Source organism: Gordonia asplenii, from assembly GCF_012933505.1.
GTDB lineage: Bacteria > Actinomycetota > Actinomycetes > Mycobacteriales > Mycobacteriaceae > Gordonia > Gordonia asplenii.
In genome coordinates this window covers 102,088-128,139 of record NZ_JABBNB010000012.1, presented here as the reverse complement: position 1 = coordinate 128,139, position 26,052 = coordinate 102,088, and the positions used below count along the sequence as shown (strand labels likewise).

Sequence of the window (26,052 nt, the reverse complement as noted above, 5' to 3'; positions counted from 1 at the left end):
AGCGCCTAATTGGTAGATAACGGACAGAGCCGACACGACGAACCGGCGCACCACGCCCGCGCGATGCGCCGGTCGGCTGGATCAGGCTTCGAAGGGTCCGCAGACGGTGTAGATCTCACGCACCTCGGTCTTGGCGGTGAAGGTCACGTTCTGGCCCGGGCTGAAGAACGCGAGATCACCCGCGCCCAGTTCGGTCACACCGTTCTCATCGGTCAGGATCAGTTGCCCCGACAAGACCTGGATCGAGGAGTAGTTCGCCACCGTTTCCCGCACTGAACAGGGCTGATAGACAATCAGCCCGGACCACATGCCCTCGTTCTTGACGTAGTCGTGGGCGATCGCGGCAGGGTCTCCCTCCACCGGCTCCCACCCGCCCTCTTCTGGTGACATCGGCACAAGTGCGGTCTCGTCGGCGGAGCCGGTGATGATCGGATCAGGCATTTCGAATCTTCCTCTCGGATCGGCGAAGCTACGCGGATGCGGCAGCTCTCGACAGGTGGTCGATGTGGCGCTTGACACACACCGACGCGCGTTTCAGAATACTTAACCGTACGACTTAAGCAACCGTTCAAGTTGAGCGACTTACTCGACTGAACCTATCGCCTCACGAATGGGAGTCTCCACATGTCCACCAACCTCGACTACGACACGATCGTCATCGGCGGCGGCTTCGCCGGCGTCAGCGCTGTGCGCGACCTGTGCGATCAGGGCTACCGGGTGCTCTTGCTCGAGGCCCGCGATCGCCTCGGCGGGCGGACCTGGTCGGAGACCAAGAAGATCGGCGACTTCGAAGGCGTCGTCGAACACGGTGGCCAGTGGCTGTGGCCCGACCGTCAGGTCAACATGATGGCCGAAGTGCAGCGCTACGGGATGACGCTGCAGCAGTCGCCGTTCCCCGACCATTACCCGACGCTGTCACACGGTGAGCACAACCCGGGTCCGCTGCCGGTGCCGCTCGAGGAGATCTACGACTTCGAGCGCGCCTACTTCCAGATCATGACCGACGCCGCGCGGATGACCCGCGGCGTACCGCTGGACAAGCAGAACGTCGCCGACCTCGACATTCCGTTCAGCGAGTACCTCGACAAGCTCGACGTCGGCCCCAAGACGCGCGCCTACCTGTCGTTCCTCTGCTACAACGACACCTGCCGTTATCCCGACGAGGTATCGGCCCTGCCGCCAGTCTCGTTCATCGCGAACATGGACCACAGCCTGATCAAGACGTGGGGCATCTTCGAGGACTACCTGACCGAGGGCACCGGCGCCCTGATCAACGCGATGGCCGACGACACCGACGCCGACATCCGCTACGAGACTCCCGTCGCGAGCGTCAGCCAGGACGCCGACGGCGTCACGGTCACCACCCGCGGCGGCGACAGCTTCACGGCGAAGACCGCCGTCGTCGCAACGCCACTGGCCTGCTGGAACGACATCGAGTTCACTCCCCCGCTGTCCGCCGACAAGGCCGAGACCACCCGCGAGCGCCACGTCGCGTACCCGATCAAGATCTGGGCGCAGGTCAAGAACGCACCGAAGCCCGTCGCCAGCATGGCCGATGCGTTGACCTCCAATGGTGCGATCACCGCGTTCACCCAGCACGATCTCGGCGACGACGGTCAGGTGCTGATCGGCTTCTTCATCGATCATCCCGATCGCCCCAGTTTCGGCACCGACTTCGCCGGCGTCGAGCAGTTCATCCACACGCTGTACCCGGGCGCCGAACTCGTCGCCTACGACGCGCACCGCTGGGCGACCGACGAGTTCGCGGGATCCGGCTGGGTCGCCTACAAGCCGGGCCGGATCAGCAAGTCGCATTCCCGGCTGAGCACTCCGGAGGGCAAGTTGTTCTTCGCGACGTCGGATATCGCGATCGCCTTCCTGGGCTGGATCGAGGGTGCGGTCGACATGGGCAAGAAGGCCGCCGTCGACGCCGCGCGGCAGATGACGCGGGAAGCGATCGAGGTGTCCGTGCGGGCACACGCCTCCTCGGCTGCCACCGCCGTGCCGCGCTGACCCTCAACAACCCCAAATATCCTGGAACAAAGGAGAATTCAGATGTCCACGCACAACTTCGACTACGACACCATCGTCATCGGCGGCGGCTTCGCCGGCGTCAGCGCGGTCCGCGACCTCGCCGACCAGGGATACCACGTCCTGCTACTGGAGGCACGCAATCGCCTCGGTGGCCGCACCTGGTCGGAGACCAAGAAGGTCGGCGATTTCGAGGGCGTCGTCGAACACGGCGGCCAGTGGATCTGGTCGGACCGCCAGATCAACATGGTCGCCGAGGTGGCGCGGTACGGCATCACCGTCGAGCACTCGCCTTTCCCGGATTACTTTCCGACCCTTGCCCACGGTGAACACAATCCCGGTCCGTTGCCGGTTCCACTCGAAGAGATCTACGACTTCGAGAAGGCCTACTTCCGCATCATGACCGACGTACACCGCATCACTCGCGGCGTGCCGCTGGACAAACAGAACCTCTCCGACCTGGACATCCCGTGGGGCGAGTACCTCGACAATCTCGGCGTCGGCCCGAAGACTCGCGCGTTCTTCTCGTTCATCGGCGCCAACAACGCGGCACGCTATCCCGACGAGACGTCGGCACTGCCGCTGCTGGCCTTCGTCGCCGGCCTCGACCACAGCCTGCTGCGCACCTGGGGCGTGGTCGACGAGTACCTCAAGGAGGGTACCGGCGCCCTGGTCAACGCGATGGCCGACGACTCCGGAGCCGACATCCGCTACGAGACTCCAGTGGCCCGGGTCGAACAGAACGACGACGGGGTCACCGTCACCACTCGTGCCGGCGACAGTTTCACCGCGAAGACCGCCGTCATCGCGACACCCCTGGTGTGCTGGTCGGACATCGTTTTCAGCCCGGTGCTGAGCCCGGTGAAGACCGCGATGTCAGCCGAGCGGCACGTCTCCTATCCGATCAAGTTCTGGGCCCAGGTGAAAGGCGCGCCCAAGCCGGTCGCCACCATCGCCGACGCGGACTCGTCCAACGGCGCGTTCATCGCATTCACCCAGCACGACCTCGGCGACGACGGCCAAGTGATCGTCGGCTTCTTCATCGACCATCCCGATCGGCCCAGTTTCGGCACCGACTTCGCCGGCGTCGAGCAGTTCATCCAGACGCTGTATCCCGGCGCCGAACTGGTCGCCTTCGACCTGCATCGCTGGGTGACCGACGAGTGGTCGGGCAACGGCGGATACGTCGCCTTCCAGCCGGGGCGGATCAGCCAGACCCATTCCGAACTCGGCCGTCCCGAGGGCAAGCTCTTCTTCGCCACCTCTGATATCGCGACGTCGTTCAACGGCTGGATCGAAGGCGCCGTCGACAGCGGCAAGAAGGCCGCGGTCGATGCTGCGCGGCAGATGACACGTGACGCAATCGAGGTTGCGGTCCGGGCTCACGCCTCGAGCGCCGGCGCACCGGTGAGCGCGGCGCGATGAATCAACCTGTCGGCGTGGCGGATTCGACGCGGTCGGGGATCAACGGCCGGTATACCCGGCGCGCTCTAGACGCGCTGGACGAAGCGGACCGGCTGGCGCGTGCGTCCGCCACGCCGACGGGGCCCGAGCATCTGGCCGCCGCCGTGCTGGCGCAGCGGGAAACTCTTGTCGGGCTGGTGCTCGCGGAACTCGGCGTCGAACAAGAGACGCTGCGGGCTGCGATCGCCGGTGCTGCCGGCACCGGGGACGATCGACCCGCCGTCGGCGCTCGCGTCGCTCCCACGGCGTCGACCCTGCGGGCCGCGGAGCACGAGGCGCGGCAGCTCGACGACGACTACGTGTCCGTCGAGCATCTGCTGATCGCGCTTGCCGGTCGACTCGATGTCGTCGGAGAGACCCTCAGATCGGTTGGCGCATCACGTGATTGCGTCGTCGACACCGTCGCTCTGGTTCGCGGTGCCGCCCGCGTCACCGACGACGAACCCGAGCGGCTTTATCTCCGCGTCGACTGGCATCCGCCCGCGCTATCCAGCCAGATCCTGCGGTACAGCAAGGACGTCACCCAGCTCGCTCTGCACGGTCGCCTCGACCCCGTGCTCGGACGCGACACCGAGATCGATCGCGTCATCCAAGTGCTCTCGCGACGGCGCAAGAACAACCCGGTGTTGATCGGCGACCCCGGCGTCGGCAAAACCGCCATCGCCGAGGGGATTGCGCAACGGATCGTCGCCGGGAAAGTGCCTGCGGCACTGGCTGATCGACGGCTCATCGCACTCGATGTGGGCAGCCTGGTCGCGGGAGCCAGCTATCGCGGCGAATTCGAGGACCGGCTCAAGGGCATCCTGAAAGACATCTCGGCGAGCGAGGGCGGCATCATCCTGTTCATCGACGAGCTGCACACGATCGTCGGCGCGGGGGCCGCCGAAGGTGCCGTCGACGCCGGGAACCTGCTCAAGCCGATGCTGGCGCGCGGCGAGTTGCGCACTATCGGCGCGACGACGCTCGACGAGTACCGACTGCACATCGAGTCCGACGGAGCCCTCGAACGCCGGTTCCAGCCGGTGTTCGTCGAGGAACCGTCGGCCGAACGCGCCCTGGACATGCTTGTCGGTCTGCGCGGCAGCTACGAGGGATACCACGGTGTGACCATCACCGATGGGGCACTGAAATCCGCTGTGGCACTGAGTAAACGATACATCGCGGATCGATTTCTCCCGGACAAGGCAATCGACCTGATCGACGAGGCGTGTGCCCAGCGGCGGATCCGGCTCGACACGTCGGGTATCGCGGCCGCCGGCACGGTCGACGAGAGCGACGTCGCCGCGGTCGTGGCACAGTGGACCGGCATACCGGCCGCCCGGCTGCGTGAGGAGGAACTCGCCAAGCTCGCCCGGTTGGAGGACAGCATCGGTGAGCGAGTCGTGGGACAAGAGCGCGCCATCGCTCACGTTGCGGCGGCATTGCGCAACGCGCGCACCGGACTTGCGGATCCGCATCGACCGATCGCGTCGTTGCTCTTCTGCGGTCCCAGCGGCGTCGGCAAGACGCATCTCGCGCAGACGGTTGCCGAGGTGATGCTCGACAGCCCCGACGCCATAGTGCATCTCGATATGTCGGAGTATGCCGAGAAGCAGTCGGCGACAAGACTTCTGGGCGCACCGCCCGGGTATGTCGGATACGAGGAGGGCGGCCAGCTCACCGAGGCGGTACGACGTCGGCCGTACGCCGTGGTGCTGCTCGACGACATCGATCAGGCGCATCCCGAGATCGTCGGGCTGTTGCGGCAGGCCATCGATCAGGGCGCGATGACCGACGGTCGGGGTCGACTGGTCAGCTTCCGCAACGCGGTGGTGATCATGACGACGGGGCTGACCGATGTGGCCGCGGTACGCGCACAGTTCCGCGCCGACTTCATCGGCCGCCTCGACGATGTGGTCGAATTCGCGCCGCTGTCCGGCGCGGACGTCGAGCGGCTGGTCGATATACAGATCTGCGTCGCCGCTGAGCGTCTGGCCGAGCGACGCATCGGACTCTCGGTGGCCGATGGTGCACGAAGGTGGCTGTCGGACAATGCTTTCGACGACTCCGGCAGCGCCCGGCAGTTGGCTCGCACGATTCGGCGACAGGTGATCGCGGAGATCTCGCGGCTGATCGCCGACGGCGGCGTCGGGGCGGGTCACACGGTGCAGGTCGACGAGAGCGACGGCAGACTGGTGTTCGAGGTACAGGTCGACTGAGCCGCAGCGCAAGCGCAGGTTCACCGGTCGGTTGAGCCGGGCCGAAGCGCTAGCGAAGGCCCCACTTCCGGTCGAGCCGGGCCGAAGCGCTACAGCTAGCGCAGGCCTCACTGCCGGTTGAGCCGGGCCGAAGCGCTAGCGCAGGCCCGTGTCGAAACCACGCGACCCGTCGCTGTCAACGCACCAAACGCATAGTGACAGTTGGCGATTCGTCTCACCATGGTTTCGACACGCTCGACCAACGGAAGAGGCGCGCCAGGGTTTCGACACGCTCGTCGCTAACACTCCTCACGGCTCAACCAGCGGAAGAGGCCTGTCGCCGGCGAATCCAAGCTCAACGAGCGGATAGGGCCCTGCCGGACAACCCCCGGATCAACCAGCGGGGTGGGCCGCGCGCTCCACCCACGCGACGAGATTCGCGCTCGCAATTTCGGTCTGCGCCAACAGATCCCGTACCTGCCCGGCGATCGCTTGAAGTGTCAGGCCGTCCAGTACGGCGAGCATATGCGTCGCCAGCAGTTGATAGTCGATCACCGGATCGTCGGGTCGGGTGGCCTCGCGCAGCAGCTGCGCGGTGTGGTCCAGATAGCTGCGGTAGACGCGTCCCGGCAGGTGTTTCGCACTGGGTGTGCGCGCGGCCCACAGGACCAGTTCGTACTGGGCCTGCTGCCAGGACACATCGTCGACCACCCACCCGGCGTAGCCGCGCATCAATGCCGCCACTCCTGCGGCCAGTCCCATCCCCGGCGTCACGAAACGCGCACCGGCCGCTTGGCCGTCGATCGGCCCCTGCTCGAGGACGGCCTGCAGCAGTGCGTCTTTGCCGTCGAACACGTAGTGCAGACTCGCGGTCGGTGCGCCGGCTTCTTCGGTGATACGTCGAGTCGTCGCCTTGGCCACACCGTCGGCGGCGATCACGCGGGCCGCGGTGTCGATGAACTCGCGCCGTCGGTCGTCGGCCTTCTTGTGCGCCACCGCTCCTCCTCTGCTCCGATGCCCCTACCGTAGCCGACTTGATCGAGCGCTTAAGTTGCCCGGTCACCTTTTGCGGTGGCCGGGCAACTTTCCATGCGAGGCGGGGTCAGTTCAGCGAGAACGCCTTACCGATGAGCACGACCCACGTCTTCGCGGCCGCGGTCTCCACCTCGACGATCACGCGGGCCCGGGCGGAGGCGTAGCCGGCACATCCGTTGAGCCGGAACGGCTGTTGGCTGTAGGTGACCGCTCCCTGGCTACCGGTGAAGGTGTAGGAGTTCACCGCGTAGTACTTGTATGCGGTCGAGTCGCCCGACGTCGTCGTGATGACCGGCACCCAGCTCGCCCGGCCCGGTCCTAGGGTCAGCGCGCCACCGACGCTCGTCGTGGTCGACGGCGTGGTGTCCTGTGCGACGCCGGCATCTACTCCGCCGCCGCTGAAGTTGACTTGGCAGCCGACGTCGTAGCCGGGTGAGACCGCGGTGTACTGCACCGACTTGCCGCGAACAGTCACCGCAACCTTGCCGGACACCCAGCCTTCCCGCGTGGTCGGCACACCCGCGACACTGCTGCCGCGCAGTGAAACCGACTCACCGAACAGTCGCACCGATACCACCGTGCCGTCGTCGAGCGTGCGCGAGACCGATCCACCCGCGAGCGGCTGGGCAAGCGCGGCACCGGTGCCCGCCCCGACGGTCATCAGCAACGCCGCACCCAGCAGTCCCGCACGGGCGAGCAGCGATTTTCTAGTCATCGAATTCCTTAAGACGAAGTGTGGGGACATGCCTGGCAGCCCTAGTTGAGACTGAACGGAGCACCGAACAGCGTGGCCTGGACGAAGTCGCCGGATCCGGTGACCGTGCCGCCCTTCACCCCGCCGACGCCGTCGGAGTTGTAGTCGCTGGTGGCGGTCACGCGGACGTAGCTCTTCGCCTGCGCATATCCGCCGCAGCCCTGAACGTCGATCTGTTGAGCCTGTGTCTCCAACGACACGGTCGGTCCGCTCAGGTCCTTGTTGAAGATGTTCGCGACGTCGACCACTTGGCCCGGAGCCAACGGCAGGGAGATCGTGGCCGTCGCCGACGGGGCGGGCGTCAGCGTCATCGACGCGCCCGCGGTGAGATCGCCCAGCTGAACCTGGCAGCCCACCAGGTAACCGAGTTGTACGTTCCCGCCGCCACGACTCACACGTACCTTGTACTTGCCCGAGATCAATGCCGACCGTCCCGCACCGTTGGCCGCGACCGAGCTGATCGGCGTCGCCTTCTCACCGATCCGCCACATCTGCACGACCGTCCCGTCGACTCCGACGACACGTTTGTAGCCGTTCGGCAGCGTCAACGCATCTGCCGAACCGGCATCCATGCAGACCTGCCCGGCGGCGAATGCCCCCACAACCGCGGCGACTACCAGCCCGCGCCGCATATTCTGAATTCTCCTCATATGACTTCCTTCTTGTCGGTGATGACCACGCCTGGCGGCTGACTCGTCGTCGATGGCGCACTGCCGGCTCATGCTCGCGCGTCCACCACGTCACGGCGGTCCGCCCGCGTCGCGGCGAAGAGATCACGGATGCGCATCCGCTCGGTCGGTTTGCCGTCGACGAGCCGATGCACCTGTAGGCCACCGCCGCCACGGCTGACGCGCTGAAGACTCGCGAAGAAGTCGGCCGGGCGCAGCAACTCGGGCGGCAGCACCCCGGGACCGGGCACCTGCCCGGCCAGCATCAGCATCAAACCGGCGGCCGCCGGCACACCCGTCGCCTCGGCCATCTCGGTCTCCGCTCCCGAGGAGAATCGCAGTCCGGTGCCGGCGGTGTGGACGTCGATGACCATGCCGCTACCGACCCGAGGGCTCCCCGGACGCGAATCGCGGTATGCGGCAAAGACATCGACGGCCTTGTCAGTGATGTCGGCGACGTCGTGACCGGATCGGTCGCGCAGTGGGTCGGTCGCGTACGCCATTGCCCAGCACACCTGCAGGGCGTCGACGGGGGTGACCGCGCCGAAATTGTTGCTCTTGTCGACCGGCAGGTATCGCGGCACCGTGACCGGCTCCGGATGCGCCAACCGCACCAGCTCGCGGGGACCGACGGGCTCCGGGAAGTCCACGGTAACCCGCTCGATCTCATCCCAGGTCGGCACCGGGTGTGCGGCGCCGTCGGCGTCGACGAGGTTGAAACAATGCCAGAAGTGTCGAGCCGCGGCCGGGGTGGAGTCGCTGACGTCGACGGTCCAGTAGATGTCGACGTTCTCCGCCGATCCGAGTTCGTCGACGGCCGCGCGGATGAGCACGTTGGTCGTCCCCGGCGACGACCCCATGCCGATGAGAGCGGTGACACCGGCCGCCTGCGCGGCATCGTCGTAGGTGAGCAGCTTCAGGACCGCGTCGGCGTCGTCGCAGATGTCGAGGTAGTTCGCCCCCGCGCGGATCGCGGCATCCAGTACAACCTCCCCGGTGCGGTAGTACGGACCGGCGAGATTCGCCACCACTCGCGTCTCGGCGAACAACGCCGCGAGACGTTCCGGCTCGTCGAACAGGTCGAGCGTGTGCCGCGCCATCCCGAGCGAATCCACGACCGCGGCGGTCTTGTCAGTCCACGCACGATCGACGGCGATCCACCGGTCCAGCGACTGGGCGCGGGCAGCTCCCGCCAACATCGCTTGCGCCTGTGACCCGCCGGCGCCGATGACCGCGACGTCCCATTGACGATTCATGATTGTCGTCCCTTCGAGTTGATTAATTAACGACTGTTCGTTAAGTTTGATTGTGCGCAAGCTCGATGTCAATGCCGGACTTGCACGGCTTACCGATATGCTGGATCTACAAGTGATCGTTCGTTAATGGAGGAGCTCGCCATGCTCGACACCGACCAACCCGACGAGCTGCTGGCGCGTGCTCTCACCGAGGCGAGGGAACGCGCTGCGCAGGCTCGTCCCGCGATCGACCGATCGGGAACCCGCGACCGCATCCTGGACACCGCGATCGAGATGTTCGCCCGCCGCGGATTCGAAGCGTGCAGTGTCCGAGATCTAGCCGTCGCGGTCGGCATCAAGGCGCCCGGGCTCTACAGTCACTTCTCCTCCAAAGAGGCGATCCTCGCCGAAGCGATGCTGCGGACGCTGGGCGAGTTCCTGGAGTACGTGACCGCCGAGTCGACCGCGACGTCGCCGCTGGAACGGCTGGAGGAGATGGTCAAACGCCATGTGCGCATCCAGACCGAACGTCGCGACCTCGCCCGGGCGAACGACATGCTGATGAACAGCGAGTCGATCGGAGACTTCCTGCCCGCCGCCGAGTACGACCTGTTGGTCCGCAGCCAGCGCGCCTACTACGAGTTGGTCCGGTCCGGCATCTCCGCGGCCCTCGGGCCCGACTCGACGGTCGACATCGCGATCGCCGCATTCGCGGTGATCGGAATGTGCGACGAGGTCACGGTCTGGTACCGCCCCGGCGGCCGGCTCGACCCGGAGCAGGTGGCAGACACCTACTGGCAGTTCGTCAAACAGATGCTGGGTCTGTAACACGTTGTCCATCAACCCATTTCGACGAGGATGACACCGGCTGCGACAACCGCGACGCCGCCGAGCATTCGTGGGGTCAACGGATCCCGCCAGATCAGGTGCGCCGCGATGGCGACCAGTGCGACGCCGGCCGCCACCCAGATGCCGTAGGCCACACCGATCGGCAGTCCCGCGCGCAGCGCGCGGGCCACCAACACGAACGCCAGCGGGTACCCCACGATCGTTCCGATCAGCCATCGTCGACGCCGGTATCCGTCGGATGCCCGTAGACACAGTGTCGCAACGAGTTCGGCGACGATCGCGGCGATCAGCCAGACCCACGTCATGCGGGGACGCCATCGGCGGCGGCGTCGTCGTGCGGCTCCGGCGACATCTCGATCAGCACGACGCCGACGATGATCAGCGCCAACCCGAACTTGCCCGTGCCGCTGAGCGTCTCATTGAAGATGAGCGCACCGAAGACCGCGGTCAAGGCCACGCCGGCGCCGCCCCAGATGCCATAGGCGACCCCGACCGGCATACCCAACCGCAGGGTCATCCCCAGCCCGACGAATGCCGCGACGTATCCGACGACCGCCACCGGAATCCATTCGGCATTGCCGATGGACGCACGCAGCGCCATGGTGGCGATCAGCTCGATGAGGATGACGACGACGAGCACAATCCACTTCGCGGAGATCGTGGCTCGAACCGCTTGGCTGACCATGGGGTTCCTTTCTGGGTGAGGGTGTGGTCTGGCGACGGTGGTGTTACGGGGGTCGACACGGAACTCCGCTGGCGCCGCGTTCCTGCTGAGCAGTGGAGTGGCTCAACCACCAGCGGCAGCAACCGGTTGCGGCGTTCAGGCGCCGGGATCTGCCACGAGCTCCTGCGGCCCGACGGGCGATGCGTCCGGTGATCCATCCGAGCGCGAGCCGAGCCGACGACGTCGACCGCCGATCAGCGCGGTCATCACGGCGATCAGTCCGACGGCGAACCACACCATCTTGTCGGCCGGTGCGGCGGGCGGATTGATCCAGGCGTTCACGTAGATCCAGCCGATGCCGACAGTGCCGAAGACGGCCGCGACGACCAGGCCGACGCTGAGCTCCCCGACTCGCCGCGACAGTACGACCGACCCCACCGCCACCAACACGTACGGGGCGATCCAGCAGTAGACGATCAGCTGAGCGATCATCGTGTAGGTCGACGTGATGTTGCCGGTGTACAGCACAGCGATCATGATCGAGAGGAATCCCAGGACTTGTTCGGCGATGATCGCCAGGTACGGGCTGTGGAATCGCGGGTGTATCCGGCCGGCCCAGGCGGGCAACAGCCCATCGTCGCTCATGGCGACCGCGATTCGGGCACCGTAGTTGGTGAATCCGATCAGCGCCGCGAAGCAAGCGACGGCGAGCAACAGGTCGGTCGCGGCGGCGACCGACGAGCCGAGTCCGCCTTGCAGCGCGAGCACAGCGGGCGCCGACATTCCGGCGGCGAGCTGATCCTGCGCCGCGATCAGCCCGGGCACCTGCAGAATCGTCGCGACGATGTAGCCGGCGCCCAAGACGACCGGGACACTCATGATCGCAATCGGAACGCTGCGTTTGGGGTCCTTGGTCTCGGCCGCCATCGCAGCGCAGCTTTCGAAGCCGATCAGCCACGCCGAACCTGCGGCGACGCCCTTGAGCGCACCACTGGCGGAGAACTGCTGCACATCGAACTGAGTGCTCAGGTCAAGCCCGGTATGGACGGCGCTGGCGATCGAGATCACGACCATGACGGGTACGGATACCGCGGCCAGTGTGACCGCGATCTTGACCGACATGTCGACGCCGCGGTAAGCGACGAAGCCCGCGATCAAGATCGCGCCGCCGATGATGACGCTCTGGATTCCCGGCGCCAGCGCCGAGTGCACCCCGCGCCCCTCCAGAAAGCTGCCGGAGAAGATGCCGACCGTCGCGGCGACGGCACCGACCTGGATGACATAGCCGACGATCATCGCGGCGGCGGTGAGGTATCGGGCCCATGGACCGAAGACTTCACTGATGTAGGAGTACATGGACCCGCTGCCGACATATCGGCGCGCGAAGGTGATGACACATCGACCGACCGCCACTACCAGCGCTGCGGCGACGACTGCCGACAGCCAGGCGGTCGGTCCGGCGAGTGACAGCATCAACACGGGCAACAGGCCCATGCCGACTGCGGGGATGAACGAAGAGAGGGACAGGGCGACCAGTGAACGCCGGGATAGGTGCCCGGTTTCGAGGTGATCGTCGGCGGCATGCGCAGAAGACGGACTGGACATGGCTGATTCTTTCGGGAGAGGGGATGAAATGAGTCGACGCACCGTTGGCTGGGGTGCGCCGCTGGAAATGCGATCGCCGAGGTGGCTCAGCGTGCAGCTGCGGCCCGGTTGCTCTGAAACTGCGCGAGGATCGAGCACGGTCTGTGCCCGGCAGCATCGGCGATCTCCAGGTTGTGCAGGTTGGCGGTCCTCAGGTTGGCACGCTGACCTGCGGTGATCATCTCGTCGCGCCAGATTTTGCCGACGCGGAGAAAAACGCTCAAGGTTGCTTGGTCGGTGGTGAAGTCGCCGGCTTCGATGGCAGGCGCCAGTTCGCAACTGTTACAAGGTGTTTCGAGTGTTCGAGTGGTCGGCTTACGCGGTTTCGACACGGGCCTGCGCTAGCGCTTCGGCCCGGCTCAACCAGCGGGTCAGGGCGCTTGCCCTAGCGCTTCGGCCCGGCTCAACCAGCGGGTCAGGGGCGGAGGATCAGTCGGCGGGCGGAAGGTGGATCAGCTTCTTGTTGACGAACTCGTCGATACCCGCGGGACCGAGTTCGCGACCGAAACCGGACTTCTTGGTGCCACCGAAGGGAAGATCGGCGCCACCGCCTTCGCGCGTGTTGATGAAGACCATTCCCGCGTCGAGGCGGTCCGCTATCTCCAGGGCGAGCGCCTCGTCGCGGTGGAACACCGCGGCGCCAAGCCCGAACGGAGTGTCGTTGGCGAGGTCGACGGCCGCATCGATGCTGTCGACCACGTGGACGACGGCGACGGGCCCGAACAGCTCCTCGTAGTAGGCGCGCGCCGACGTCGGCACGTCGATCAGCACGGTCGGCTCATATCCGCCCGGCGACTGGGAACGACGTGCTCCCACAGTCGCTTTCGCCCCCGCCTGCAGTGCGTCGACGACTTGCTCGTCGAGCTCGTCGAGCGCGCCCGCACTCGACAGCGGCCCGTAGGTGCAGGCGGGATCGAACGGGTCACCGGCCCGATGGCCGGCGAACGACTCGGTGAGTTGTTCGACGAACTGATCGTAGAGATGGTCCAGAACGATGAAACGCTTTCCGCCGTTGCAGGATTGGCCCGCGTTGCCCAGCCGCGCCTTGGTGGCCTGCACGACGGTGTCGGCCATGTCGGCGACGTCGAGGATGAGGTACGGGTCCGAACCACCGAGCTCCAGCACGACCTTCTTGAGATGCCGGCCGGCGAGTGCGGCGATCCGCGCCCCGGCCCGCTCGCTGCCGGTCAGGGACACGCCCACGATTCGGTCGTCGGCGACGATCCGCTCGATCTGCTCGTGGGTGGCGAACAGGTTGACGTACGCGCCGTCGGGAAGCCCCGCGTCGGCGAACAATTCGGCCATCGCGGCGGCCGACGCCGGGCACTGGCTCGCATGTTTGATCACGACGGTGTTGCCGGCCATCAGATTCGGCGCGACGAACCGGAACACCTGATAGTACGGATAATTCCACGGCATGACCCCGAGCAACGGACCGACCGGCGTCTTTCGGACGAAGGCACGGCCGCCCGAGCTGGTATCCAGTGTCGAGTCGGCGAGCAACTGTTCGGCGTTGTCGGCGTAGTAGCCGGCGATCGCGATGCAGATGTCGAGTTCGGCCACGGCATCGCCGATCCGTTTGCCCATCTCCCGACTGACGGTCTCGGCGAGTGACTGTTTGCGCTCCTCGAGGAGATCCATCACCCGGTTCAGTGCGGCCGCACGATCTGTCAAAGTCGTTGTGCGCCAGCGTCGGTAGGCCGCAGCAGTAGCCGCCAGGGCGTGATCGACGTCAGCGTCGGACGCGGCCGGATACCGCGCCTCCACGATTCCGGTCGCGGGGTTGGTTATCGCGTATTGACTCATGATTCGACTCGCAATCTCGTTGTCTGATGTTCTGATTCGGCGTCGGAGTCCCAGACCGTTGCGCCAAGGCCGGACAGTTCGGTCTTGAGGACCTTCCCGACGTCGTTGCGCGGGAGGTCGGTGACGATCTCGATGTAGCGCGGCCGCATGAACGCGGCCATGTGCTCGGTGCACCACCGCGACAGCTCCGCGGGATCGAGGTCGATGCCGTACGTCGGTGCCACGACCAGCTTGATGTCATGGCCGCCCAGTGCGGCGGGAACTCCGACCGCACAACATTCCTCGACGCCGGGGTGCCCGCCGACGATCTGTTCGAGCTCCCAGGACGACACGTTCTCGCCACGACGTCGGATGGCATGTTTCACGCGGTCGACGAAGAAGAAGTAGCCGTCGGAGTCCTGTCGGGCGAAGTCACCGGTACGGAACCATCCGTCGGTGGTCGCCGCGCGCCACGCGGCGTCGTCGCCGTCGTACCCGGGGGTCATCACGCCGGGGATGTTCGCTCGCACCGAGATCTCACCGACAGTTCCTGTGGGACAACGGTTTCCATCCGCGTCGAGCAGGGCGACCGTCAAATCGGGATTCGGCCGGCCGCAGGAACCAGGCGGCACTCGCTCCCCGCTCGGGGGCAGCAGGATCGGCTCGGCCTCGGTCATCCCGTAGACGTCGTACAGCCGGACACCGAGTCGTTCTTCGAGCGGACGATGCAGAGCCGGTGGGATGCCGCCGGCGACGCCGACACGCAACGTCGCGCCGTCGGGCGGCGCATCGCTGGAACTGAGTATCTCCAGCACGTTGGTGAAGCCACCGAAAACGGTTGCGCCGCTCTCTGCGACCTGATCCCAGAACTTCGACGCCGAGAAGGTCGGATACTGCGCGACCGAGCCACCCGCCACCACGATCGCGAGCAGCGCGTCGAGTTGGCCCGCGATGTGGTAGAGCGGCATCCACATGTGCAGGACGTCCGCTCCGGTGAGACCCAGGGTGTCGCACACCCAGCCGGCTCCCCGTGTCAGATGACTGTGTTGCAGCGGAACGGCTTTCGATCGCCCGGTGGTGCCGGAAGTGTAGATGATGCCGGCGATTGCGGCGCCGTCGCGGACGGGTTCGCTCGTATGCCCAGGGGTCGCGTCCGCTGCGGCTCGGTCCCAACCGACGACCACGGACTGCAGGCGGTGTTCTCCCGACCAGTCGCCGGCCACGACGACAGTGTGCACGGCGGTCCCGGCGAGGTCGGGAAGGTCGGCCAGGCCCTCGGCGTCGGTGACGAGCACTTCGGCCTTCGACCGGGTGATCATGTCGTGCAGTACCGCGCCGCGGTGCGCGCGATGCAGCGATACATAGGCGGCTCCGGCGTACAGGGTGCCCAGCCACGCCCAGACGGCTTCAGGTCGATTGGGCAGAAATCCGGCGACCCGGGCGGGCGAGTCCCCGACGCTCGGCAGCCAGCCGGCGACGGACTGTATCTCGGCGAGGGCGTCCGTATACGACCAGGTGCGTCCCTCGTGGCGCAGGAACAACGCGTCTGGCGTCTGTCGCACACGCGCGCTGAACAGCTCGGGAACGCTCGGGTGGGTCACTCCGGTCAGCGTTTCGACGGGATTGGTCATGGCGTCGCCGATCCCGGTTCACCGCGGCGCGGGTTTGCGAGCTGTTGGTTGACGGCGTCGGCGATCTTCGTCGCCCACGGGATCAACGACAATCCGGGTGCCTGATCTTCCCAGGCGAAGCTGAGCGGCGACGCCGAGACGCGCCCCGCGGCGACCGCCGCCATGTCGCTACCCGGTTCGAACTTGAGAGTCTGCCAGGGCGCGTCGGGCTGCTCGCGGCTACCGAAAGTCAGGTAGCCGGTGACGCCGTCGCGTTCGACGGGTGCGATGGCGTTGCGCGCCCAGTGCCGTCGGCCGCCGACGGTCACCTCGGCACGTGGATCCGACAGCACCGCAGGAAGATTCACGTTCAGCACCGCACGGTCCGGCGCGCCGTAGTCGAGCAGCGCGTGGACGAACATCGCCGCTGCCCGGGCCGCGTCACCGAAATCGAGGGTGCTGTGGTCGACGACGTCGAAGATGGAGAACTGCCCCCGGTAGCTCTGTTGCGAGAACGCGATCGCGGGCAGCCCGAGCAGCGCGCCCTGCGCGGCGCCGCCGAAAGTTCCCGACCCCAGGGTGTCGTCGCCGAAATTGCAGCCGTGGTTGATGCCGGACACCACCACCTCGACGTCGGGGGCGATGTCGCCGATCACCGCGGATCTGACGCAGTCGACCGGCGTGCCGTCGCAGACGTAGAGCTGCGCGCCGTCGCGGTCGGGCATCTTCGCGACCTGCACCGGCGCGTTGAACTTCGCGAAATGTGATGTGCCGCTTTGATTCTCTCGCGGCGATACGACGACGACGGAAAGCCCGGACGCGACGAGCGCGGCGGTCAACGACCGAATGCCTGCTGCCTGATTGCCGTCGTCGTTGGTGACCAGGACCTGCGCGGACGTGGTCATGACGCGGAGTCCGGGAGATCGAGGGTGGGAGCGATGTAACCGTCCGCCAGAGTTCCGGCGTCGACCAGCATGTCGGCACCGGTGATCGCCGACGCTTCGTTGCTCGCGAGAAACGCCGCGACAGAAGCGATTTCGGAGGGTTCGATCAATCGTTTCATCGGCACCCGGTCGAAATTGGTCTTCATCGCGTCGTAGATCGGTCCGAGCGACTTCACCATGGGGGTGTCGCAGTAGCCGGGACTTATTGAATTGCAACGGATTCCGTGCTGCGCCATCTCGACGGCGACGTACTTGGTGAGTGTCAGCAGACCGCCCTTGGCGCTGCCGTACGCGGGATACGCCCCACCCTCGGCGACGTAGGCGTCGGCCGAGGAGATGTTGATGATGGCGCCGCGCGTGCCGTCGGCGATCATGGCGTTGCAGACGGCCTGCGACATCAGGAACGGTCCGGTGAGCAGCACACCGATGACGGAGTTCCACTCCTGCACGCTCTGCTCGAGGAACGGCGTGGCGTCGTAGAAGCCGGCACTGTTGACCAGAATGTCGATCGAACCGCCGAGTTCACGCGCCGCTTGCACTGCGCGACTTGCTGTTTCGGGTTGTGCGACGTCGCCGGCGAGGCCGACCACCGTGGCTCCGCCGAGCGCGGTGATCTCCGCCGCGGCCGCCTCGACGCGTCCGGCGTCGCGCCCGATGATGACTACCTGGGCGCCGTCGGCCGAGTAGCGCTCGGCGATGGCCCGGCCGAGGCCGAGGCTGCCGCCGGTGACGATCGCGGTCTGGCCCTCGAATCGCTTATCCATCGTTGACTCCTGTGTGGTTTCTGGGTTCGGTTGGTTTTTGGGTTGCGGGGTTTCGACACGGGACTCCGCTGGCGCTCCGTCCCGGCTCAACCAGCGGGGTGGCGCGAGGCGCGAGGCAGGACGCGTAGGCTGCGGGCTCAACCAGCGGGATGCGTGGGCTGCGGGCTCAACCAGCGGGAGGCTGTAGGCGAGAGGCGCGAAGCAGGACGCGTGGTCTGCGGGCTCAACCAGCGGGAGGCGCGTCCGCCGCTACCATGCCCGTTCCTCCGGCGTGGCCGCCGCGGTGAGCAGCGCGTCGACGTCGTCGCGCGCGGCGAATGCCAGCGCCGCATTCAGCACGGAGTCCCGGTAGCTCTCGTAGGTCAACCCATGTGCCATCGTCGTCTCGCCCTTGAGCATCGCTGTCCCCTGCAACACCCAAGCCAGTTCGCGCATCACGCCGATGAACGACAACAGGTCGAGTGTGGCCAGTTGTGCAGCCGAGACAGGCGCACCGTCGTTGTACGCGCGCAAGAATCCGTCGCGCAGTTCGGGGCTCAATTCGGCTGTGGCACAGAAGGAGGCGAGCTCGAAGGCCACGGTTCCCAGCGCGGCATAATCCCAATCGACCATCCGCACCCTGCCGTCGGGCCCGACGATGAAATTGGGCGGCACGACGTCGTTGTGGGTGAGCACCTGCGGCAACGACAGTTCGGTCAGTACCGCGCGGATCCGCTTGGCCAGCACGATGAGTTCCGGCATTTGGGCGGGCAGTTCGGTGCCCTCCCGCTCGGCCAGCCGCAGCCAGTCGGCGACCGACTCGAAGGGGTCGAATCGTTTGGTGCAGGTGGTCGGCGCGGAGTGCAACTCCCGCAGCGATACCGCGATCTTAGCTAGGACGTCGGGTTCCTTGATCGTGTCGAACCACAGCGTCGGCCCATCGAGGAAGGTCGCCGCCGCATTGCCGCCGGGCAGCTGGGCCAGCCGCTTGGGCGCGAGATCGACTGCGGCAGCATCATTTTGAGCATCCGCCGCGCTGGGCCGATCGACCTGGAAGCGCTGTGCGTCCTGCGCGGATACCCGGATGGCGACCTTGCCGGTGACCCCGTAGGCGACGTAGTTGCGGTTGTTCGCGCCGCCGGTGAGTACGTCGACGTGGACGGTCAGGCCGGTGAAGGTCGACGCCGCGCATGCTGCCAGGACGTCGGCGATGATGCCCTGATCCTTGCTGGGTACGTCGGCGCCGAAGGTGACGTCGGCGCCGTCGGCACCCCACGGCCGCGCCACGGTGCGGTCTTGAAGATTGCTGTTCATGATTGATCCTTACTTCAGTTCTCAGGCCGCAACGGGCGTGTCGAGCAGAATTCCGTCGGGGACGGCACCGATCTCTGCGGAGATCTCTTCGAACAGGGCGAGTGTCGGCTGTGCGGGCAACACCTCGGTCCCCCATGCGCCCGACGGCGGGTTGCCGTCGAGCATGGCGATGATCTGCGACGCGGCCGACAATCCGGTGGTCCGCGCCATGTTGGCGCGGTCCCAGTAGGTCATCGTCGCGACGATGTCGTCGCCGGCGAGCGCCTGCACCTGCTGCAACGACAGGCCGCTGCGGACGTTCGGCCGGATGTCGTGGCGCGCCCAGAGCACCTTCCACAGCACTTCGACCGGGTCGACGGTGTGCTCGCCCACCTGCACGCTGAGGTCGGAGAAACCGAAGCCGATGCGTCCCAGCGTGCTGAACGCTTCACTGGCCCAGGCCGGATGCAAGGCGCCCTGCACCGAGATGTGGCGCAGATGCGGGAAGGCGCGAGCGAGAGTGATCGTCTCCGAGTGCGCGGTGTTGTAGGCCTCGACGTCGCCCAGGACCGGCAGCCGATGAGTGCGCGCCGTGCAGGGGACGAACCCCGGGGCGTCGACGAACCTGCCGTCCTGCCAGATCGGGCAGGACGCGACCGTCATGTGGAGCATATGGCGCAGCGGGGCGAGGCCGCCCGGGTCGACGTCGTCGGCGACCCACACGATCCGGATGCCGTCGGCGTCGGGGTTCAGCTCCAGCAGGCGCTTGGCCATCAGATTCGACGTACCGGGCGAGTTTCCACCGCCGGTGACGAGGGTGACGTCGGCCGCCTTCGCGTCGAGGTCGAGGTCGAGGATGGGATGGATTCCTTCGGTGTCGTCGCAGATGTCGAAGTAGTCGCAACCAGCCGCGATGGCGATCCGGGCGAGTGCGTTCGACCCGAGATAGAACGGGCCGGCGAAATTCGCAACGAGTGCCACGCCGCGGAGGTCCGGGGTCGTCTCGCGGTAGTTGATCTGCTCGGCGGTGATCCTGCGCGGATCGAGCGCCACCGCCTTCGCGAGGTTGTTCGCGTTGAGGTCGATGACCCGGAACCGCGCGTCGGGCAGTCTGCGGGCGAGGTGAGCGAGGGCCGAGCGCCCCATTTCACCTGCGCCGACGACGGCGATCGTGATGTCTGTGCTTGCCATGTCTCTAAATTAACGAACGTTCGTCAATGTGTCAAGGCCCACATTTCATAACCGCCGAGGACGAGAACGGCCCGCCGTCGCAGCGCGGAACGCTCTGCGAACGACGGGCCGGAGATCGCGCCCTGCGACAGTCAGCCGAGGCTGGGGCGATCGGGCAGAAAGCGCTCAGGGTCGACGGTGACCGACTCGGGCTTGCCCAGCACCGCCCATTCCGCGGCGAGCGGCCCGAGCGCCATACCGGTTCCGAGGCCGAAGCCGCCCATGCCTCCCGCGGCGATGATCGACGCGTCGTGCTCGTATGGGCCGAAGACCGAGACGCCGTCGGCGCTGATGGGATAAATGCCGGTCCACCCGGGCTCGAACCCCAGGTCGTCGATGCGCAGCCGCTCGACGACTCGACCAGCGACCCCTTCCCAGATGTCGGCCGGAATCGTCTTGCGGTAGTTGTCGGGGTCGACGGTCTCGAACTTCTCCTCCACCGCGTAGGTGTGCTCACCGCAGATCAGGCGGTGCGGACTGTCGTGTCGGAAATAGATCGCGACCTCGTCGCCCGGAATGTATTCCTGGACCATCGGAATCGGATAGGTGATCCGCTCGGGCACGGCAACCATGACCACGTCGTGCACCTGATTGACCAGGGGCAGCGGCGCACCGAGCAGTTCGCCGACCCGCTGCGCCCAGGGGCCGGCGGCGTTGACGACGACGTCGGCGCGGAACTCGCCCTTCGGCGTGGTGACGACGTGCTGTCCGTTCTCCTTGCGGTAGTCGAGCACGGGATGTTTCGGCAAGACCTTCACGCCGAGGGACTTGGCTCGCTCGGCGATCACGCCGACCAGTTCCGGGCCGTCGAGGTGCCCGCTGATCGGACTCCACAACCCGACGATCACGTCGTCGACCTTCAAGTCGGGGACCAGCCGAAGAATCTCAGCGGGCGTGAGCAGCGTCGACGGGACGTCGGCGCCGAATTCCCGCTGCCAGCCGATGGCGTCTTCGAGGGCTTTCGCCGAAGACTCGTTGCGGCCGAGCCGCAGGTGACCGTTGCGGGTGACAGTCAATCCGTTCTCGCGCTCGAACCGATCGATCTGCCGGGTGGTCAGGACCCGCAGCTCGACCGAGCCACGGTCGACGCCGTTGATGTTGAACACTCCGGCCGAGAGCCCCGACGAGCCCGACGCCGGGTAGTCGCGCTCGAGGACGGTGACGTCGGTGGCGCCCAACTCCGCGGCGCGCAACGCTGTGTTGATACCGGCCGACCCCGCCCCGATGATCAGGACGTTCGGCTTGCCGTTGGTGGTCATATGGTGATTCTCCTTGTCAGGCGGGATGCGCGAGGTTTCATCGAGTTCGTCGAAGAGGCTCGATCGTTCCAACTTGATTAACGAACGATCGTAAATCTATCACCCATTGCGGAAAGGCACCAGATCACCGGCACGACGCTCACTGCCGATACGCGTTGTGAGCCGCCCGACTGATCGTTTCGACGACCAGCGGGAACGACTCCGCCGACGGCTCCACGATCGAGCTGTGATCGGTCGCCGGCAGCAGCACCATTCGGCCCCATCCGCCCTGCTTGACGACCGCTTTGACGTAGTTCTCCGACAGAATCGGCGGCACCACGTGATCGTTCGTCCCGACCATCGCGAGAATCGGCACGGATGCGTCGACATTCTGTATCGGGTCGACCGAGGCGTACCGATCCGGCACCTGCCCAGGCATGCCGCCGAGCACCGCGACGATGCGATTGTCGCCGAGTTTCACCGCCAGGCGCATGTCCAGCGGACCGGCCAGCGACACGACGCTCTGCGGCCGGAACTTCGGATTCGACCCGATCTCGTCGGCGTGCAGATTGTGTCGGGTGCCCGCCCACATGGCGAGTTGTCCTCCGGCCGAATGCCCGACGACGACGGCGTTGTGATCGGAGATCTGCGGCAACCGCTTACGAATGACCGGCACGTAATCCAGAGCTGCCGCAACATCTTTGAACGTCGTCGGCCACCCTCCGCCGGATCCGACCCGGCGATATTCGACGTTGTACACGGCCAGCCCGCGCTCGGCGAGACGCCGGGAGAACGCGACGAAACTGTCGGCTCCGGTCGACGACCGCCATGATCCGCCGTGGATCAAGACGACCAGCGGCACCGACGATGCGGCATGCGTGCCGGGCGGAAGGTAGACGTCGGCCCAGTTCTGCCGATCGTCGCGCGTGCCGGTCGTCGTGGGATAGAGGAAGCGTTGCACTTTGACGCGCGACGCCGCGTTGACGTTGTCGAGCACCCGTTGGCCCTCACCCGCGAGCACGGGCTGTGCCGCCGGTTGCGCATCGTCGCGCACCGACGGCGAACATGCAGCCAACGTGATCAGCGTCGAGCACGCCACGGCGAGCCATGCGCGTAGCGGGCGCGTCAATTGGTCGCCCCGTTGAGCTTCGACTCGTCGATCATGCCTGCGCCGAGCCCCCAGGCGGCTGCGATCTTCGCCAACCGCCCGGTTCTGATCAGTTCGGTGATCACCTGTGCCAGAACGGGTCCCAACGCAGACCCTTTCTTGACGGCGAGTCCGTACGGCTCGGCGTCGAAGATGTCACCCGCCACGATGAGGCGCTGCGCCGAATTCTTGATCTCGTTCGCGGTGACCGGCGAGTCCGCCGACATCGCGTCCACATCGCCGCGCTCGAGTGCCGCGGTCGCCTCGGCCTGCGTCGCGAAGGGCACCGCGGTGATCGCCTTGTCCCCCACCGTCGTACAGGCCCTACTCTTCGTCGGCAGCTCGACCTTGTGCTGGGTGGTGGCGTCGTCGACGGCCACCCGCAATCCGCAGGCGTTGTTGGGATCGACATTGCTCCCGGCCCGCTGCGCCCACTGGGTGCCCGCATTGAAGTAGGTGACCATGTCGACGCGACGCTCGCGCGCGAATGTATCGAAGATTCCCCGCGCCCCGACGTCGACGCTGCCCGCGGCGACGTCGGGCAGAATCGTCTGGAAGGGCATCTGCCGATACTCCGGCCGCAGTCCGAGCGTGTGCGCCACCTCGGTGATCACGTCGACGTCGAATCCGGCGAGGCGACCGGCGGCATCGGTGAACACGATCGGCCCGAAGGGCGCGCTGGTCGCCACCCGCAGCGTTCCCGAATTGCGGAGCTCGGCGGGCACCTGCGCGGCGAGCGACGACGGGCTCGTCGAATCCGGCTGTCCCGCAGCGCATCCGCTGAGACCGACGACGGCGAGCAGGCACGCTCCCAGCCGACGTCGGAGGTAGTGAGAATTCCCCCAAGCGATCATCGATCGTCTACCGTCCGCACTCGGCGAATGTATCAACATCGAATGACCGCTCGGCCGCTTTCGTCGTCTTCATTCGTCGCCGGTCGTCCCGGGCGACTAAGCTCACTTCGTGGCATTGACGGTTGGACAGGAATTCGCGGGTTACCGCATCGTGCGCAAACTCGGCCAGGGCGGTATGGGCGAGGTGTATCTGACGGCGCATCCTCGTCTGCCGCGTCAGGACGCGATGAAGGTGATGCCGGCGAGTATGTCCGCCGACGATGGTTTTCGACGCCGCTTCATCCGCGAAGCCGACTTGGCTGCGGGCCTCGATCATCCGAACATCGTCAGCGTCTACGACCGCGGCGAGTTCGAGGATCAACTGTGGATCACTATGCGCTATATCGAAGGCGACGACGCCGCGGCAGCGCTCAAGTCGTATCCGCACGGCCTGTCTGCCGCGCAGGTCGAACAGATCATCACCTCCGTCGCCGAGGCGCTCGATTACGCCCACGCCCAGAATCTGTTGCACCGCGACGTCAAGCCCGCCAACATCCTGCTCGCCGACGTCCCCGGTCAGCCCGGCAAACGCCGGGTGTTGCTCGCCGACTTCGGCATCGCGCGCCCGATGCTCGACGACGCGCGGATGACCGCGACGAACCTCACGGTCGGGTCGTTCGCGTATTCGTCGCCCGAACAGATCGCCGGTCAGTCCGTCGACGGTCGTGCCGATCAGTACTCGTTGGCCTGCACCGCCTACCAACTGCTCAGCGGCACAACACCTTTCGAGAACACCAATGCGGCGATCCTGATCCATCGCCAACTGTCCGACATTCCCGAGCCGGTGACGCATCGTCGCCAGGGGCTCCCGCCGCAGGTCGATCGTGTCCTGGGGCGAGCGCTGGAGAAGGACCCGAACCGTCGCTATCCGACGTGTGCCGACTTCGCCGAGGACCTCAAGTCCGCATTGAATGCCGGCCCCGCTCGACCCGACCTGGTCAAGCCGACGCCGCCCGCCACCTATCCGTCGAATCCGAGCTACCCGACGTCGGGGCCGGGTTACCCGTCGAGCCCCGGTTATCCGTCGAATCCCAGTCATCCGTCGAATTCCGGTTATCCGTCGAATCCCAATTACCCGTCGAATCCCAGTCATCCACAACCCGGCGTCGGATCACAGCCGGGTTACCCATCACAGCCCGGCTATCCGTCGAATCCCGGCTATCCGTCCGGCCCCGGCTACAAGGCCAACCCCGGAGTTCCGTCTAACCCGGGTTACCCGTCGAATCCTTCCAACCCGAGTTACGCCGCAACCGCCGCCGGATTCAGCGCTCTGCCGGTCGGCGGCGGCGGTTCGGCTCCCAGTTATCCCAGTGCGACGCCGTCAACGGCAGCTGATCCGGGCAAATCCGCACGGACACAAGGAACTTGGTCGTTCGTCATAGCGCTGCTCTCGATTCCCGGCTCGTGCCTGTTCGGGATCGGTGGAATCCTGCTGGCGATCGCAGCGCTCGTGCTGGGGACGATGTCACTCAAGAAGGCCGGTCAATCGCCGGCCGGAGTTTCGAATGGCCGCGGACTGGCGATCGCGGGCGTGATCATCGGAGTCATCGGACTGCTCTGGTCGATTCTGATGATGATCGGGTTCATCGCGTCGTAAGTAGTCGCTACTTCTTCGACGTCTTCGCGGGATCCGCCTCCAGACCATCGGTTTCGATGCGCTCCTTGCGCACGGTGTCGGAGACCTTCTCGTTGTCGGTCACTTCGTTGACCTGCAGACCGACTCGTTCCACAGGCACCGTCTCCTTCGAAGCGACGACACGATCGGCGTGCAGTGTCACCTCGGCGACCTCTTCTCCGATCGCACTGCCATCGACGGCCTTACCGTCCTTGATCGGTTGACGAACGACCTTGACTTCCTCGTGTGTCACCGGGACGGTCACGGTCTGCTCTTCGGTCACCACGTACTTCCGCAACCGCGCGCGACCGCTCACCTCACGCTGCGTTCCGACGTTCAGGCGCTCTTCAGAGCGCACCAGATCGTCTTGTCGGTCGGCGCCGGCACCGGTGGCCGCCACGTGCTCACGATCCGCCCCGCCGGCGGGCCGCTGCGCTGCCCCGGCATCTGCCTGCGGCGTTCCCGCGTGTCCTGCATGTTTGCCGTACTGCTGCCAACCCGCCTTGTGTTCGGTGAACCCGTAGTGACGAAGCAGTGCGCGCTCTTCCTCCTCGGAGGTACCACCGTCAGAATCCAGGTGCGGCGCATCTTTGATCGAGTCCTTGGTCACGGCCACGTCGAGACGGTCACCGGAGTGCGATGCCCCGGCGAGCGGGACCAGCGACTTGGACGTACCCAGAAATCCGGTCCTCACCGACACCCAGCGGGGCTCGTCGGTCTGCTCCGAGATGTAGATCTGCTCGACCTTGCCGACCTTGTCCCCGCCCTTGTCGTACACCGTCGACGCGAGCACCGAATCGAAATTCTTGTTGCCAGTCATAAACCCTCCTCATTGGATCGCCCTTTCGGGCCGGTAGCAAGAGACGACCATCTCCTGCTTCCTTACCAACCCTAACGAGAACTAAATGATATTCAACAGCAAATTTATGTTTATAAATTCAATGTTGGGGTAGGGGATCCCGCATACAGAAAAGTGGCCCCGTCCCTGGCAGGGACGGGGCCACTTTCAGCGTTCCAGTGCAGAGGAATGCAG

Annotated in this window: 24 protein-coding genes; 5 read left to right on the top strand and 19 right to left on the bottom strand. The window is 66.0% G+C overall.

Annotated elements, in window-relative coordinates:
* Positions 1-81 precede the first annotated feature (81 nt).
* Complete coding sequence (locus tag HH308_RS13600; RefSeq protein ID WP_170194749.1) at positions 82-441, bottom strand: cupin domain-containing protein; 360 nt, start codon at positions 439-441, stop codon at positions 82-84.
* Between the two features lie 183 nt (positions 442-624).
* On the opposite strand from HH308_RS13600, the gene HH308_RS13595 reads away from it, so the two are divergent.
* From HH308_RS13595 to HH308_RS13585, 3 genes are read left to right on the top strand one after another with little or no spacing between them, the layout of a single operon-like run.
* On the top strand, positions 625-2,013 hold the full coding sequence (locus HH308_RS13595) for a flavin monoamine oxidase family protein (RefSeq protein ID WP_170194748.1): 1,389 nt from the start codon (positions 625-627) through the stop codon (positions 2,011-2,013).
* 42 nt (positions 2,014-2,055) lie between these two features.
* Positions 2,056-3,456 carry a flavin monoamine oxidase family protein gene (locus tag HH308_RS13590; protein WP_170194747.1) on the top strand — a complete coding sequence of 467 codons (1,401 nt, stop codon included), beginning with the start codon at positions 2,056-2,058 and terminating at the stop codon, positions 3,454-3,456.
* Complete coding sequence (locus tag HH308_RS13585) at positions 3,453-5,693, top strand: ATP-dependent Clp protease ATP-binding subunit (protein WP_170194746.1); 2,241 nt, start codon at positions 3,453-3,455, stop codon at positions 5,691-5,693. The genes HH308_RS13590 and HH308_RS13585 overlap by 4 nt, the downstream gene beginning before the upstream one ends.
* Positions 5,694-6,065: 372 nt before the next feature.
* Here the strand turns inward: HH308_RS13585 and HH308_RS13580 are convergent, their stop codons facing one another.
* From HH308_RS13580 to HH308_RS13565, 4 genes are all read right to left on the bottom strand, one after another.
* The gene (locus HH308_RS13580; RefSeq protein ID WP_170194745.1) at positions 6,066-6,668 is read right to left on the bottom strand and encodes a TetR/AcrR family transcriptional regulator; all 603 of its coding nucleotides are present in this window, start codon (positions 6,666-6,668) and stop codon (positions 6,066-6,068) included.
* A gap of 106 nt (positions 6,669-6,774) precedes the next feature.
* Entirely contained in the window at positions 6,775-7,422 is a 648-nt protein-coding gene (locus HH308_RS13575) for an MspA family porin (RefSeq protein WP_246284585.1), read from the bottom strand.
* Between the two features lie 41 nt (positions 7,423-7,463).
* Positions 7,464-8,111: an MspA family porin gene (locus tag HH308_RS13570; RefSeq protein WP_246284584.1), complete on the bottom strand. Its 648-nt coding sequence runs from the start codon at positions 8,109-8,111 to the stop codon at positions 7,464-7,466.
* A 68-nt stretch (positions 8,112-8,179) separates the two neighbouring features.
* Positions 8,180-9,385, bottom strand: coding sequence for a saccharopine dehydrogenase family protein (locus HH308_RS13565; protein ID WP_170194743.1), 1,206 nt, complete (start codon positions 9,383-9,385; stop codon positions 8,180-8,182).
* A 141-nt stretch (positions 9,386-9,526) separates the two neighbouring features.
* Here HH308_RS13565 and HH308_RS13560 point away from each other — a divergent pair, with 141 nt between their 5' ends.
* A complete protein-coding gene (locus HH308_RS13560) occupies positions 9,527-10,192 on the top strand; it encodes a TetR/AcrR family transcriptional regulator (protein ID WP_170194742.1) in 666 nt (221 codons plus the stop codon).
* Positions 10,193-10,203: 11 nt separating this feature from the next.
* Here the strand turns inward: HH308_RS13560 and HH308_RS13555 are convergent, their stop codons facing one another.
* The 13 genes from HH308_RS13555 to HH308_RS13495 form a co-directional block, all read right to left on the bottom strand.
* Positions 10,204-10,518: a DMT family transporter gene (locus HH308_RS13555; RefSeq protein WP_170194741.1), complete on the bottom strand. Its 315-nt coding sequence runs from the start codon at positions 10,516-10,518 to the stop codon at positions 10,204-10,206.
* Positions 10,515-10,898 carry a DMT family transporter gene (locus HH308_RS13550; RefSeq protein WP_170194740.1) on the bottom strand — a complete coding sequence of 128 codons (384 nt, stop codon included), beginning with the start codon at positions 10,896-10,898 and terminating at the stop codon, positions 10,515-10,517. Before HH308_RS13550 ends, HH308_RS13555 begins: the two co-directional genes overlap by 4 nt.
* A gap of 135 nt (positions 10,899-11,033) precedes the next feature.
* Complete coding sequence (locus HH308_RS13545; protein ID WP_170194739.1) at positions 11,034-12,482, bottom strand: APC family permease; 1,449 nt, start codon at positions 12,480-12,482, stop codon at positions 11,034-11,036.
* 86 nt (positions 12,483-12,568) lie between these two features.
* Positions 12,569-12,853, bottom strand: coding sequence for a hypothetical protein (locus HH308_RS13540; protein ID WP_170194738.1), 285 nt, complete (start codon positions 12,851-12,853; stop codon positions 12,569-12,571).
* A 97-nt stretch (positions 12,854-12,950) separates the two neighbouring features.
* Complete coding sequence (locus HH308_RS13535) at positions 12,951-14,327, bottom strand: NAD-dependent succinate-semialdehyde dehydrogenase (protein ID WP_170194737.1); 1,377 nt, start codon at positions 14,325-14,327, stop codon at positions 12,951-12,953.
* Positions 14,324-15,937 (bottom strand): class I adenylate-forming enzyme family protein, encoded by a 1,614-nt coding sequence (locus HH308_RS13530; RefSeq protein ID WP_170194736.1) that lies wholly within the window; start codon positions 15,935-15,937, stop codon positions 14,324-14,326. Before HH308_RS13530 ends, HH308_RS13535 begins: the two co-directional genes overlap by 4 nt.
* Complete coding sequence (gene surE, locus HH308_RS13525; protein WP_170194735.1) at positions 15,934-16,821, bottom strand: 5'/3'-nucleotidase SurE; 888 nt, start codon at positions 16,819-16,821, stop codon at positions 15,934-15,936. Before surE ends, HH308_RS13530 begins: the two co-directional genes overlap by 4 nt.
* Positions 16,818-17,624 (bottom strand): SDR family NAD(P)-dependent oxidoreductase, encoded by an 807-nt coding sequence (locus HH308_RS13520; RefSeq protein ID WP_170194734.1) that lies wholly within the window; start codon positions 17,622-17,624, stop codon positions 16,818-16,820. Before HH308_RS13520 ends, surE begins: the two co-directional genes overlap by 4 nt.
* A gap of 249 nt (positions 17,625-17,873) precedes the next feature.
* Complete coding sequence (locus tag HH308_RS13515; RefSeq protein WP_170194733.1) at positions 17,874-18,917, bottom strand: phosphotransferase family protein; 1,044 nt, start codon at positions 18,915-18,917, stop codon at positions 17,874-17,876.
* Positions 18,918-18,938: 21 nt separating this feature from the next.
* Positions 18,939-20,087, bottom strand: a complete 1,149-nt coding sequence (locus HH308_RS13510; protein ID WP_170194732.1) for a saccharopine dehydrogenase family protein — start codon at positions 20,085-20,087, stop codon at positions 18,939-18,941.
* Between the two features lie 131 nt (positions 20,088-20,218).
* Complete coding sequence (locus tag HH308_RS13505; protein ID WP_170194731.1) at positions 20,219-21,385, bottom strand: NAD(P)/FAD-dependent oxidoreductase; 1,167 nt, start codon at positions 21,383-21,385, stop codon at positions 20,219-20,221.
* Between the two features lie 139 nt (positions 21,386-21,524).
* A complete protein-coding gene (locus tag HH308_RS13500; RefSeq protein WP_170194730.1) occupies positions 21,525-22,493 on the bottom strand; it encodes an alpha/beta hydrolase family protein in 969 nt (322 codons plus the stop codon).
* On the bottom strand, positions 22,490-23,365 hold the full coding sequence (locus tag HH308_RS13495) for a transporter substrate-binding domain-containing protein (RefSeq protein WP_170194729.1): 876 nt from the start codon (positions 23,363-23,365) through the stop codon (positions 22,490-22,492). The genes HH308_RS13500 and HH308_RS13495 overlap by 4 nt, the downstream gene beginning before the upstream one ends.
* 109 nt (positions 23,366-23,474) lie before the next feature.
* Here HH308_RS13495 and HH308_RS13490 point away from each other — a divergent pair, with 109 nt between their 5' ends.
* The gene (locus HH308_RS13490; protein WP_170194728.1) at positions 23,475-25,001 is read left to right on the top strand and encodes a protein kinase domain-containing protein; all 1,527 of its coding nucleotides are present in this window, start codon (positions 23,475-23,477) and stop codon (positions 24,999-25,001) included.
* A 7-nt stretch (positions 25,002-25,008) separates the two neighbouring features.
* On the opposite strand, the gene HH308_RS13485 is transcribed toward HH308_RS13490, so the two are convergent.
* The gene (locus HH308_RS13485) at positions 25,009-25,839 is read right to left on the bottom strand and encodes a DUF2382 domain-containing protein (RefSeq protein ID WP_170194727.1); all 831 of its coding nucleotides are present in this window, start codon (positions 25,837-25,839) and stop codon (positions 25,009-25,011) included.
* Positions 25,840-26,052: the final 213 nt, after the last annotated feature.

Bases quoted from the DNA above. Each gene is read 5' to 3' on its own strand.
- HH308_RS13520 (WP_170194734.1), bottom strand. From the start codon at position 17,624: ATGGATAAGCGATTCGAGGGCCAGACCGCGATCGTCACCGGCGGCAGC.
- HH308_RS13585 (WP_170194746.1), top strand. From the start codon at position 3,453: ATGAATCAACCTGTCGGCGTGGCGGATTCGACGCGGTCGGGGATCAAC.
- HH308_RS13555 (WP_170194741.1), bottom strand. From the start codon at position 10,518: ATGACGTGGGTCTGGCTGATCGCCGCGATCGTCGCCGAACTCGTTGCG.
- HH308_RS13515 (WP_170194733.1), bottom strand. From the start codon at position 18,917: ATGAACAGCAATCTTCAAGACCGCACCGTGGCGCGGCCGTGGGGTGCC.
- HH308_RS13565 (WP_170194743.1), bottom strand. From the start codon at position 9,385: ATGAATCGTCAATGGGACGTCGCGGTCATCGGCGCCGGCGGGTCACAG.
- HH308_RS13600 (WP_170194749.1), bottom strand. From the start codon at position 441: ATGCCTGATCCGATCATCACCGGCTCCGCCGACGAGACCGCACTTGTG.
- HH308_RS13550 (WP_170194740.1), bottom strand. From the start codon at position 10,898: ATGGTCAGCCAAGCGGTTCGAGCCACGATCTCCGCGAAGTGGATTGTG.
- HH308_RS13575 (WP_246284585.1), bottom strand. From the start codon at position 7,422: ATGACTAGAAAATCGCTGCTCGCCCGTGCGGGACTGCTGGGTGCGGCG.
- HH308_RS13510 (WP_170194732.1), bottom strand. From the start codon at position 20,087: ATGGCAAGCACAGACATCACGATCGCCGTCGTCGGCGCAGGTGAAATG.
- HH308_RS13570 (WP_246284584.1), bottom strand. From the start codon at position 8,111: ATGAGGAGAATTCAGAATATGCGGCGCGGGCTGGTAGTCGCCGCGGTT.
- HH308_RS13595 (WP_170194748.1), top strand. From the start codon at position 625: ATGTCCACCAACCTCGACTACGACACGATCGTCATCGGCGGCGGCTTC.
- HH308_RS13560 (WP_170194742.1), top strand. From the start codon at position 9,527: ATGCTCGACACCGACCAACCCGACGAGCTGCTGGCGCGTGCTCTCACC.
- HH308_RS13590 (WP_170194747.1), top strand. From the start codon at position 2,056: ATGTCCACGCACAACTTCGACTACGACACCATCGTCATCGGCGGCGGC.
- HH308_RS13485 (WP_170194727.1), bottom strand. From the start codon at position 25,839: ATGACTGGCAACAAGAATTTCGATTCGGTGCTCGCGTCGACGGTGTAC.
- HH308_RS13545 (WP_170194739.1), bottom strand. From the start codon at position 12,482: ATGTCCAGTCCGTCTTCTGCGCATGCCGCCGACGATCACCTCGAAACC.
- HH308_RS13535 (WP_170194737.1), bottom strand. From the start codon at position 14,327: ATGAGTCAATACGCGATAACCAACCCCGCGACCGGAATCGTGGAGGCG.
- HH308_RS13505 (WP_170194731.1), bottom strand. From the start codon at position 21,385: ATGACCACCAACGGCAAGCCGAACGTCCTGATCATCGGGGCGGGGTCG.
- HH308_RS13495 (WP_170194729.1), bottom strand. From the start codon at position 23,365: ATGATCGCTTGGGGGAATTCTCACTACCTCCGACGTCGGCTGGGAGCG.
- HH308_RS13530 (WP_170194736.1), bottom strand. From the start codon at position 15,937: ATGACCAATCCCGTCGAAACGCTGACCGGAGTGACCCACCCGAGCGTT.
- surE (WP_170194735.1), bottom strand. From the start codon at position 16,821: ATGACCACGTCCGCGCAGGTCCTGGTCACCAACGACGACGGCAATCAG.